General features: G+C 69.3%; 8 protein-coding genes. 4 read left to right on the top strand and 4 right to left on the bottom strand.

Annotated elements, in window-relative coordinates:
* Positions 1-245 precede the first annotated feature (245 nt).
* From BM041_RS27560 to BM041_RS27545, 4 genes are read right to left on the bottom strand one after another with little or no spacing between them, the layout of a single operon-like run.
* Positions 246-470, bottom strand: a complete 225-nt coding sequence (locus tag BM041_RS27560) for a hypothetical protein (RefSeq protein ID WP_092963140.1) — start codon at positions 468-470, stop codon at positions 246-248.
* Positions 470-1,228 carry a response regulator gene (locus tag BM041_RS27555; protein ID WP_092963139.1) on the bottom strand — a complete coding sequence of 253 codons (759 nt, stop codon included), beginning with the start codon at positions 1,226-1,228 and terminating at the stop codon, positions 470-472. Before BM041_RS27555 ends, BM041_RS27560 begins: the two co-directional genes overlap by 1 nt.
* On the bottom strand, positions 1,218-3,332 hold the full coding sequence (locus BM041_RS27550) for an ATP-binding protein (protein ID WP_139226216.1): 2,115 nt from the start codon (positions 3,330-3,332) through the stop codon (positions 1,218-1,220). The genes BM041_RS27555 and BM041_RS27550 overlap by 11 nt, the downstream gene beginning before the upstream one ends.
* 26 nt (positions 3,333-3,358) lie before the next feature.
* A complete protein-coding gene (locus BM041_RS27545) occupies positions 3,359-4,858 on the bottom strand; it encodes a response regulator (protein ID WP_139226215.1) in 1,500 nt (499 codons plus the stop codon).
* A 40-nt stretch (positions 4,859-4,898) separates the two neighbouring features.
* On the opposite strand from BM041_RS27545, the gene BM041_RS27540 reads away from it, so the two are divergent.
* From BM041_RS27540 to BM041_RS27525, 4 genes are all read left to right on the top strand, one after another.
* Positions 4,899-5,570: a hypothetical protein gene (locus tag BM041_RS27540; protein ID WP_092963136.1), complete on the top strand. Its 672-nt coding sequence runs from the start codon at positions 4,899-4,901 to the stop codon at positions 5,568-5,570.
* Between the two features lie 88 nt (positions 5,571-5,658).
* On the top strand, positions 5,659-5,844 hold the full coding sequence (locus tag BM041_RS27535) for a hypothetical protein (RefSeq protein ID WP_092963135.1): 186 nt from the start codon (positions 5,659-5,661) through the stop codon (positions 5,842-5,844).
* A 292-nt stretch (positions 5,845-6,136) separates the two neighbouring features.
* On the top strand, positions 6,137-8,059 hold the full coding sequence (locus BM041_RS27530; protein ID WP_175534206.1) for a S8 family serine peptidase: 1,923 nt from the start codon (positions 6,137-6,139) through the stop codon (positions 8,057-8,059).
* 187 nt (positions 8,060-8,246) lie between these two features.
* The gene (locus tag BM041_RS27525) at positions 8,247-11,042 is read left to right on the top strand and encodes a beta strand repeat-containing protein (protein ID WP_217648865.1); all 2,796 of its coding nucleotides are present in this window, start codon (positions 8,247-8,249) and stop codon (positions 11,040-11,042) included.
* The last annotated feature ends 8 nt before the right edge of the window (positions 11,043-11,050 follow it).

The raw sequence follows: 11,050 nt of genomic DNA, 5'->3' as shown, positions 1-11,050 counted from the left end.
CCCTACCGAAGATCACCGCGGTGGCCGCCCGGGGCGCTCCGCTCCGCTCAGCCATGGGGCTTCGCTACGCGCCCCGGGCTCTGGACCTCCTACACCACCACCCGGGACACGACCCGCCGACCGGTTCGGGCGCCGCTGCGACCTAGGCCCGTTTCAGCGTCAGCAGCGACGCTGAAACGCTGCTAGCTCTTTGTTTTGGCGCATTGTCCGAGCCGTCGGGCGATTCCGCGCGACTTCAAAATGCTCTAGCGAAGGCCCCCGCCCCGCAAGGCCTCGGTCCATGCCCGCAACTGGTCGATCTCCTTCAACACGACATCGAGGCGCAGCAACGCCTCCTCGGAATCCTGGCGCCGAACCGCGATCTCGGCCAACTCGGCTGCCAGGCTCATGATGGCGAGATGCTGCGACAGGCGGTGGATATCGAGTGTCCGGCGCGATGTTGACGGCCGGGCCTTCGGCGCATCCTTCATCAGGGGGGGAAGCCCACGAAAACGTAGCCGATCTGGCGGACGGTCTTGATGCACTGGGGATCCGCGCTGTCGGGCTCGATCTTGTGCCGCAGCTTCTTGATCACGGTGTCGACTCCCCGATCATTGGCGCGCCATGGTCGCTGGAAGACCCGCAGGCTGAGCTCGGCGCGGGCGACCGTCTGCCCCATCGCGTCGTGCAGCACGCGGAAGGTCTCGTACTCCGCGGTCGTCAGGCCGCAGTTGGAGCCATCGGGCCGCAGCAGCATCCGCCGCCCCGTGTCGAAATGCCAGCCTGATCTGCCTGCGGCCGACACCGCGCGCTGCGTCGCGTCAGGCTGGGCGCTGCTGCCCGATGGCGCTTCCCCGGCCGGGCCCGACCGGCGCAGGACCCCGCGGATGCGGGCGATCAATTCCCGTGGCGCGATCGATTTCTCGACTTCGTCGTCGGCACCGAGTTCCAGGTTGACGATGCGATCGAAGGGATCCGAGCATCCCGTGATGATGATGCAGGGTGTGTTGCCGCCATCCCGCAGCTTCTTCAGCACCTCCGTGCCACTGACGGTGCCGAGCCGCTGGTCGAGAAGGACAAGCTGCGGTCTGAACGCCTCCAGCGCGCCAGGCAGCCCGAAGGGATCGGTCAGCGCCAGCACGCTGCAGCCGTGCTGGGCCAGATAGGCCGAGGCCTGATCGCAGAAGGCGGCATCGTCATCGACGAGGAGGATCCGTGTCGGCTCCATGGCCAGCGCATTATGCACCATCTGGCGCCTCCCTCTCCCTGTCAGCTGTTCGGGCAGGCGGTGACGGGCGCGCGGCGGCAAGGATGATCCTCACCGCCAGGCCGCCGCCGGCGTCATTTGCCAGCATGACACATCCGCCGAAACTCTTGATCGTTGAATAGACGACGGACAGGCCGAGGCCCGTACCCTGGCCCGCCACCCTGGTCGTGAAGAAGGGCTCGAAGGCCCGTTCGAGCGCCTCCTCCGGCATGCCTGGCCCGGTGTCCCGGATGCGGAGCTCGATGGCGTCACCGCCGGGAAGCGGATGCGCGGCGATGCTGACGCTCCGTCGCGCCGGGCCATGTGCGTCGATGGCGTCGCGCGCATTCAGAAGGATCTGTACCAGCACCTGCTCCAGCGGGATGGCGCGCGCCATGACCGGCGGCGTGTCGGGGGCGACATCGACCGCCACATCGATGCCGGTCGCGCGAAGCGTCGCGCCCACGATCCCGAGGCTGCCGTCGATCGCGGCGTCGAGGTGGACGATCTGCGGTGGCCCGGCATCGGGGCGCCCGAACAGCTGGAAATGGTCGACGATTCCACGCAGGCGGCCGATCTGGTCCTGGATCACCAGCAGGCGGCCCTGGATGGAGTCGATGAAGCCGCCGGGCCGGGCCTCGATCTCAAGCAGCGCGATATCGGCGGCCAGCGCGATGACGGCGGCGGGCTGGTTCAATTCGTGCGCGACGCCCGACGCCATCTCCCCCACCGTGGAAAGCCTGGCCGCGGTCATGGCGCGCATCCGCACCTCCCGGTCCCGGGTGACGTCGCTGATCAGGCCGACCACGTCCGCGCCATGGCCGGGCGCCTCCCCCACTGTGCGGCAATGTTCACGCAGCCAGATATGCTCGCCATCGGGGCGCTGTAGGCGATACTCGACCAGCTCGGCGCCGGAGTGCAGGACCTGGCGGAAGAAGGCGGCGCGCGCGCCGGCCGCTTCATCATCCAGCAGCGCGGCGAAGGCGGGCTGGTTGCCGAACGACTGTGGCGCGCAGCCCAGGATCCGGTCTATGGCCCCGCCGAGATAGGCGCATTCGAAGACGCCATCGGCGGTGATGCGGCCCTGATAGGCTGCGCCGGGCAGGGCGTCCATGAAGTGCAGCAACTCTGCCCGCGACCGCTCGGCCTGGGCGGCGAGCGCCAGCGCACGCTGGCGCTCCGCCTGCCGGCGGGCACGTCGCCGGCTTGCCTGGAGCGCAATCGCCGGCAGGACGACCAGCAGCGCCGCCACGATCCTCAGCACCCAATGGTCGGCCTCGAGAGATTGCCTGTCGCTGGACGCGTCGAGCGTGACGGAGATGCTCAGGGGCGCGCCGGGTACCGGCAGGGCGGCGGCGAACAGCGCACGCTGATCCACCGGGGCGTCCGCGCGCGGAGGGGAGGCGAGCCAGAGGGATGCGAGCCAGCCGGGCGCCACGGAGGGAACGGCGGGGACCAGGGGCAGCGCCTGCGCGATCTCCACGCGCAGCAATTCCGTGCCGTCATCCCGCACCAGCGTGGCGCCGGCGGCGGCGGTACCGAAGGAACGGCGGAGCAGGGTCGCCAGCATCGCCGGATCGACGGACACGACGAGCACGCCGCTGGGCGTCCGGTCCTGTTCGTGCAGCGCGCGCGCGAACTGGAGGCTGGTCTGCCCCGAGGCGCGGCCGATCAGCGGGGTGCTGACGAAGAGGCCGCCGGCGCTGCTGAGGGGCACGCGGACATGGTCCCGGTCGCTGAGATCGAGCGGCGCGGCGACCGGTACGGTGGTCCAGATGAGGACGCCCCGGCGGTCCGTCACGGCGACCTGGCGGACCCCGAAATGCTCATCCGCCGCGATCGTCCGCAGATGCCGCCCGATGAGCGCCGCCGCGACGCCATCGGCCTCGACATTCCCCAGCTGCCCGCCTTCGGCAAGGGAATGAAGCAGCCCGATCAGTTCCACGAGTCGTGCCAGGTTGGCGGCCGCGGACGCGGCGTGCACGCGGGCCGCGGCCGATCCGCGTTCCGCGAAAGACGCCATGTCCCGCCGTTCGATCGCCAGCAGCGAGAGGAGGATGAGAAGCCCGGCGGCGAGGATGGCGAGGACGGGCAAGTGCCGTCGCATCGGAGGCGGGCTCGGCGAAGGCTCGATCACAAGGCAGTGCCGCGGGGCGCATGCAGGATGAGCGTCATCTGCCCGTCGCCGCCGCCGTGAGACTGCAAGGTCGCGTTGTTGCGAGATGCCAGGCGCTCCGCGATCGAGAAACGCAGCCCTTCCTGCGTCCGGGCCAGCGCCGATGCCGGCGCGGGCGTGGCCGGGGCGGCCACGCCATCCGGCGCCACGACCTGGAGGGAGAGCGCCGCCGTGGAGGATGTCGGCTCTGTCCATCCGATACGCAGGCGCGACTGGGCCGGCGCCCATTCCGCCACGGAGAGCAGGCAGTGCGTGAAGAGCCGCCGAAGGTCTTCCGGGCGGAAGCGCAGCAGGACCGACGCCGGGGCGATCGGCAGCAGGGCCAGGCACCCAAGGCCGCCTTGCGCCTGGAGGCCGCGCAGGATGGAGTCCAGCATCGCGGCCGCGTCGATATCGGCGGGCTCCGCCGCCGGTGGTGCGGAATCGAGCTGCTTCAGCTCCTCCACCAGTGTCACGGCCGCGATGGCGTCCTTGATGCCATTGCGCAGCAGTCCGAGGTGTTCATGTGCGCGCAGGTCGGAAGGCTCGACGTCCCGGGTCAGCAGGTCGGCGCCACCGGCGATGGCGACGAGCGGCGTCCGCAGCGCGTGGGAAATGGCGCGCACCTCGCGCCGGTGCGCATTCTCCCCGTCATGCGGGATGAGTGACGCGGCAAGGGCGTCGGGCCGCGCCTGGGAATCTGCGATGCCCCCGGACGGCTGGGAATCCAGTTCGCGAAGCTTCTGCTCGATCTGCTTCTGCAGCACGATCTTTCGGCGCCGGGCCGTGGCGCGGGCATTCGCCCTGGCGACGGCGTCGCCGGCCTCCCGAAGCCTGAAGGGCTTGCGCAGGAAATCGACTGCGCGGGCGCGGACGGCGGCGGCGGCATCCTCGATCGTCGCATGCCCGGTGATCAGCACGACCTCGACGGCGTCGGAATCGGTGCGTTCGTTCATGATGTGCCGGGCGAGGCCGAGTCCATCCGATTCCGGCATCCGGACATCGCTGACGACGACCGTGATGGCGGGATCGGATGCCAGGATCGACAGGGCCGCGTGGACACTGGACGCCTGCAGCACATCGTAGCCAAGCACGCGAAGCCCGTCGCTGAGCTGCGTCACAACCGCGGGCTCATCATCCACGACCAGTACGCGGAAGTGCTGGGGTTGTTGCGGCTTATCGTCGAGGTGCGTGTCGTTCATGCGTGTTCCGGCGGCTGTGCGCGCCCTTGCGCTGTAGCCGGACGCGGCGCGCGACCAGCCATCTCTTGTGCGTGCGGTGTGCACGAAGCTGAAGCGCGTCTTCTGTCGATTTTCGTCGATCTGTGTAGTCGTCAACGGGTTCCCCTTGCCGGTTTCGCAGGGATCGAGGCAGGGGCGGGGCGCAGCCGCCGGCCTTCGGACCTCGATCAGGTGTCTCCGCGAAACTGCGCGCGCCTCAACAAACGTCTCGTGGCGATGTGCGGCCGAGGCGGGCACACGCCCTTGCTGGACCTTTCACAGGGAGCAGGAGGGCTTGGTGGTGGACGCCGTCGGAATCGATCTGTGCCCGCCGCGGGAGAGGCCCGTCGCGGCAGCGGCGCCGCCCGCTGTGCACCCGGGGCTGCGCTTCGGGCGCCTGACGGTGTTGCACGAGGACGAGCCCTACATCTGGCGTGGCCGGGTGTCGCGACGGCGCTGGCATTGCGAATGCGTTTGCGGGCGATGCGTTACCGTCCGCGACGATTCGCTGAAGCGCGGCCATACGTCCAGCTGCGGCTGTCTGAGGGACGACGAAACCCGCAGCCGTACGACCAGGCATGGCGGCAAGGCGGGTGCGGCCCGCCTGCCGGAATACGAGGTTTGGCAGAGCCTGCTGCATCGCCGCGGCGGCGCGCGCGTCTGCGCGCGCTGGCGCCAGGGCGAAGGGATCGGCTTCGTGGCCTTCCTGCGCGACATGGGCCGCCGTCCTTCACCGGCGCATTCGCTCATCCGTCGCGACGAGACGCGCGCCTACTCTCCCATCAACTGCTGCTGGTCCACGCAGCGGCGGCGCCGCGGAATCGCGCGCCGCTTCATCAAGGTGGGGGCTGCCATGGTGACGCTGAAGGAGGCCGCCGATTCCGCCGGCCTCGCCTATGCCACGCTGTGCAAGCGGCTGCAGCGGGGGTGGACCATCGATGCCGCGCTCGGTCTCCGGGTGGGTTCCTGAATTGGGCAGCAGCGTGCCGAGGGCTGCCGGTGCCGACGCATTGTTCCGCCCCGCAGGTTCGAGGGCCTGCTCCTGCCGCGACTGCGAGATGGTGCGCCGCCAGGATGCGGTCCTGGGCCTCCTCGCGGAACTCGACGAAGCCGCGTCGCTGGCCAGCCTGCCAGGCCGGATGGGCTCCACGCTCCGCTGCTACATGGTGGGTGCGGCCGCGTGGATGGGGGGCGCGGTGGGTAAGCTTACAAGGCCATCGCCGGATGATTGGGACCCCTACTAGCGCCCGGCCACCACTCCATCCTCGCTTCGCACGGCAGCCTCTCACGACGGACTGGATCTAGATCATGCTGCCACCTCAACGATCGAGCGTTGCGTTCCGGCCGCCGAGCGCGGTCCTGGAGCCGGATGCGGTGGCGGGGAGGAGCCAGGCGGCGGGCACGATCTCCGGCGTTCGTGCTGCCGGGGTCTGGCCGGCTACGGCATGGCCTTCGCCCTCCGCCAGCCTTGTCCCCGGAGGGCCGCTCTACGCCCAGCAATGGCATCTGACGGCTGAAGGCGCCGGCATCGATGTCGTGAGGGTGTGGGCCGACTATTCCGGCCGCGCGGTCCGTGTCGTCATCATCGATGAGGGCGTCCAGTATGCCCACCGGGACCTGGTGGCGAGCTACCGGACGGCGATCGACCGGGACTTCGCGGGCCGCGACATGGACGCGGCGCCGGTCGGTGCGCGCGAAGCGCACGGGACGGCCGTCGCGGGCATCATCGGCGCCCGGGCCGACAACGACATCGGCGGCGCCGGCGTCGCCCCCGGCGTGGATCTGGCGGCATACCGCGTCAGCTTCGGGGCGCGGAGTTCGACGAACGAAATCCTGAGCGCCCTGACGGCGAGCCGCGCCTTCGACGTGGTGAACAACAGCTGGGAGTTCCCGAGCTTCTTCAGCGACAGCTTCGCCGGCCCCACCTTCAGGGCCCATGGGCAGGCGATCCAGGATGCGGTGCGCCTGGGCCGCGGCGGCCTCGGCAGCAACTTCGTCTTCGCGGCCGGCAATGGCGGGGCACGAGGCGATGACGTCAACTTCCACGACTTCCAGAACTCCCCCTACGTCATCACGGTGGCCGCGACCGACGAGGCCGGCGTGATCGCCCCCTTCAGCACACCGGGCGCCGCCGTGCTGGTCTCGGCGCCGGGCGTCAGGATCGTCACGACCGACCTGGTGGGCAGTTCCGGCTTCGATCGGGGGGACTACACGGCACTCAGCGGGACTTCCGCTGCCGCACCGATCGTCAGCGGTGTGGTGGCGCTGATGCTGGAGGCGAATGGTGGCCTCGGCTATCGCGATGTGCAGCAGATCCTCGCCTATTCCGCGAACCGTACGGCACCCTTCGAGGCGGAAGCGCGGACCAACGGCGCGCTGGACTGGAATGGCGGGGGGCTCACCTTCAACAGGGATTACGGCTTCGGTCTGGTCGATGCCCATGCGGCGGTCCGGCTGGCGGAGAACTGGGATGCCGTATCGACCTATTCCACGATGGCGACCGCATCCGCTGCCTCGACGTCGCGCCTCATCATCGGGGACCTGCAGACCGTCACCGGCCAGGTGACGGTGCAGCCGAAGGCCATGCAGATCGATCGCGTCGAGGTCTGGCTTGACATCAACCACGGTCGGATCGGCGATCTGGTCATCACCCTTCTCTCCCCGCTCGGAACGGCAAGCACGTTGGTGGAGCGCCCCGGCGTCAGCGCGACATCGACGCTCGGCAGCACGCTGACCAGCATCAAGTTCACCATGGACAGCGTGCATTTCTGGGGCGAGACGGTCGGTGGTACCTGGACGCTCCAGGTGCAGGATGCCGCGAGGGGGCAGACGGGCATCGTCAATGGCTGGCGCCTCGACTTCATCGGCGATACCGCCGGGGCGAACGACACCTATGTCTACACCGATGACTATGCCGGGCTGGGCAGCGCCGCGGCGCGGTCCCTGCTGCGCGATGACGATGGTGGCTTCGACACGATCAACCTGGCCGCCATAACCGCGGCGGTAATGGTTGACCTCGCGCCCGGCGGCGAAGGGCTGGTCCTCGGCCAGCGCCTCGCCATCGCGTCCGACACGTCGATCGAGGCTGCCATCGGCGGTGACGGTGCCGACACGCTGATGGGCAACGCGGTCGCGAACCGTCTGACCGGTGGGCGTGGCGCGGATGACCTGCGGGGCGGCGAGGGCGCGGATGTCTTCGCCTATGCACGGCTGTCGGATGGCGGCGACCTCATCCGTGACTTCGTGGCGGAGGATCGCCTGGATGTCGCCGATCTGCTTGTGAGTGTCGGCTATCGCGGCAGCCGTCCCTTCGCCGATGGCTGGCTGTCCGCGGTGGAGGAGGGGACGGAGACGCGGCTCATGCTCGACGTGGACGGCGCATTGTCCGTCGCGGTGCCGCTGACGTTCCTGCGCTTCACCGGCACGGGGCTCGGCCTGGGCGACGGCATCATCGCCTGATCCGCGAAGGTCACGATGCGCCGATGGTCGACGCGCCGACAACAAGACTCGACCGAAGGCGGCGGGACTCTGCGCGCAGGGTTGCCGCCCCTGTCCTAGACTTCACGTCAGCTTGTTGCCTGATCCCGTGGCTGCTCCGCGGCCGGGTTCCACATCCTCATCGTCAAGCGGATACCCCACCTTCACCATGGCACCGTTGAAACCGATGACCTCTCGAACGGCCAGGGCGCTTGCCTACGGAAGCCTGCCGCTGCTGTTGCTGCCGCTGGGTGGCCTGCCGGCTGCCGGGCAGACCGTCGTCAATCTCACCAATCTCGATACCGCACTGATGACCGCCTTCGCCGCCAGCGGCAGTGCGCCTGCGATCTCCTTGCAAGCTGATACGCGGCTGGATGCGCCGAACCTTGCCGTCTCGCTGTCCCCGGGCGTCGTGCCGGGCTTCGCGGCCAGTGCGCTCGACCAGCGGGGCATGAACGTCGTCAATGCCATCGGCCAGGCACCGAACGGCGACGCGCAGCCCGTGATGCTCGGTAGCGCTGCCGGCCCCATCGCGACTCCCGGCACGGTGGAGATCAACACGCTGCTGTCGGCCGGCGCATCGCCGCGCATCGCCGATCTGCTGAGCGTCGGTGCCGTGGAGGCGTTCAGCGGGCGGACCAGCCTGACGGTCGGGAACACCAATGCCGCCATATCGTCCGGCGATCCGGCGGCGGTGGGCGCGAATGGCGCACTGGTGCCCTTTGCGCAGGGCAACGGCAGTGCGCTGGTTGGCGGATCGCAGACCGCGCTGAACAGCGGCAACGCAGTGGCCGTGGCCCTCCAGCCCGGCACGGTGGTGGTGCTCAACCAGATGCCTGTCGGCCTGGTGGCCAACGGCGGCGTGGCGGTGGCGGGGCAGCAGCAGGGCTACCTCAACATGAGCGCGGTCAACTCGCTCCTCGCCTATGCGGGGACCGGGGCGGCGACGGTGCTTGGCGGGTCGGGCGGCAATGCGGGCGCGCAGGTCGCCGGAAACCGCTTCAACACGGCGCTCGTCGCGGGTGACGTGGACCTGGTGCTTGCCCAGAAGGCGGATGGCCTCAACGCGACGGACACCACCTTCCAGGCGGCGAACCGTGCGCTGGCCTTTGGCGGCAATCTTGGTGGGCTCGGGCTTGACCCCGCCGTGCGAACGCTGGGGCAGGTTGCAACAGTTGCCGTCAACCAGTTGGCGCTGCGGCCGGATGGCGCGGCCCCGGCCGGCAATGCGCAACTGAATGGCCAGCAGAGCATGGTCACCGCGGCCGGCGGCAGTTCGGTCATTCCGTTGGTGACCAACCAGATCGGTGCGTCGAACATCACGGCTGGCGGCTTCGTGCCGGATTCCGGCGTGTTGGCGAATTCCCGTTGGGGCAGCTTCGCGAATTCGGTCGGCGTGCCGTCCCTGCCCCAGCCGGGTGTCACCCTGCCTGCCCCGATGGTCAATGGAGCGCCGCCCGCTTCCGATGTCGCCATCGACCGCATCGGACAGGCCATCGAACTGTCCTTCAACGCGGTCGATGCGGGATCGGTGGCCATCCAGTCGGCGCCGACTGGCGGATCGGCCGGCTTCTCCCAGGTGTCGGGCACGGTGGGGCTGGCGGCGGCGCTCTATCCCTCGGTGACCAGTGCGGGCCAGACGCTCTACTTCAGCCCGCAGGCGCTGAACTCCGCCATCGCCAGCACGCAGGCGGGACAGGCATCGATCAACACGGCGTCGCAGGCCTATCGCGCGACCGTCAACACGATCCAGTCGCAGAGCGCGATCCTCGGCGGTTTCGCGCAGTCGCAGCAGCGCGTCGATTTCGGTGCGGCGCATATTGTCGGGTCGCAGGAACCGGGTCTCGGCGGATACACGCGCGTCGATCCCTATACCGGCGCCACGGCGGAAGCGGCCGGCGTCGGGCCCTATTCCCTTCTGGTCGGTCCTTCCGCCAGCCTCTACGCCAACAACATCAGGGCCTTGACCGCGCTGGGCGGCAGTGCGGAGGTTCGTGGCACGCAGCAGCAGACCACTGCCGCTGTCAATCTGCTGGCGACAACGGGCACGGTCGATACCAGTTCGGCAGGGCTGATCAGCCAGACGGCGGGCGCCATCGATGGGTTTGGTTCCCCGGTGGATGTCCAGCGCGGTTTCAGCGCTGTACCGATGCAGACGGTGCAGGCTGCGAGCGGCCTGTCGTCCGGCAGCGGCACGGCGACGCTCACGGACTATCGCCAGGACATCAACCTCGTCGCAAATGCCGTCTCCGGCGGTTCGCTGTCGGGTACCGTCCGGCAGACCGGGCCGGTGATGGGCGGCATCTCAGGTCCGATGGAGACTGCCAACCTGGCCAGTGTCTTCGCCAACGGCCGCGGCGCGGTGACGCTGGGCGGCGCGTCGGACCAGACCTCCGGACTGCAGCAGGTATCGATGACGATCAATCGCATCGAGTCGGCGGGCGTGATCGGCAGCGCGGTCGCGCCGGTGGCGATCCAGCAGGCCAGCGGCAGTGCGCCAGGCGTCGTCGGCACGCAGCTTGGCCAGGGTCCGGCCAATATTGCAGAGGCGACGGCACTCGGCAGTTCGGGCGACGCCACGGCACGCAACGTGATGCAGGGCGTCAGCATCAGCCTCAATTCCGTCAATGCTGGTGGCACGATGACCGGCAACCTGAACCAGCTTTCCGGCGGCCTCGCCTCCGGCACCGGCAACCTGGCGGTCGCGACGGCGATTGGCTGCTGCCAGGGGCCGGGTTCGGCGAATGCGACGCTGGTGAATGCGCGCCAGGTCAGCGGGCAATCCCTGAACAGCCTGACCGTGGGCGCGCTTGGCGCTGGAACCATCAACCAGGCGGCGGCGTCGCGAACGGACCTGCTTTCTGCCAACCGGCTGCTCAGCCAGGCGAGCGCGGGCGTCGCACGCATCACCGGGACGCAGGTCGCCATGGGTAGCGTCAACATCGTCGGGACCAGCCTTCGCTGACCGAGCCA

Origin of the sequence: Falsiroseomonas stagni DSM 19981, from assembly GCF_900114315.1 — a bacterium.
Classification (GTDB): Bacteria; Pseudomonadota; Alphaproteobacteria; order Acetobacterales; family Acetobacteraceae; genus Falsiroseomonas; species Falsiroseomonas stagni.
This window is presented reverse-complemented; position numbering and strand designations above follow the sequence as displayed.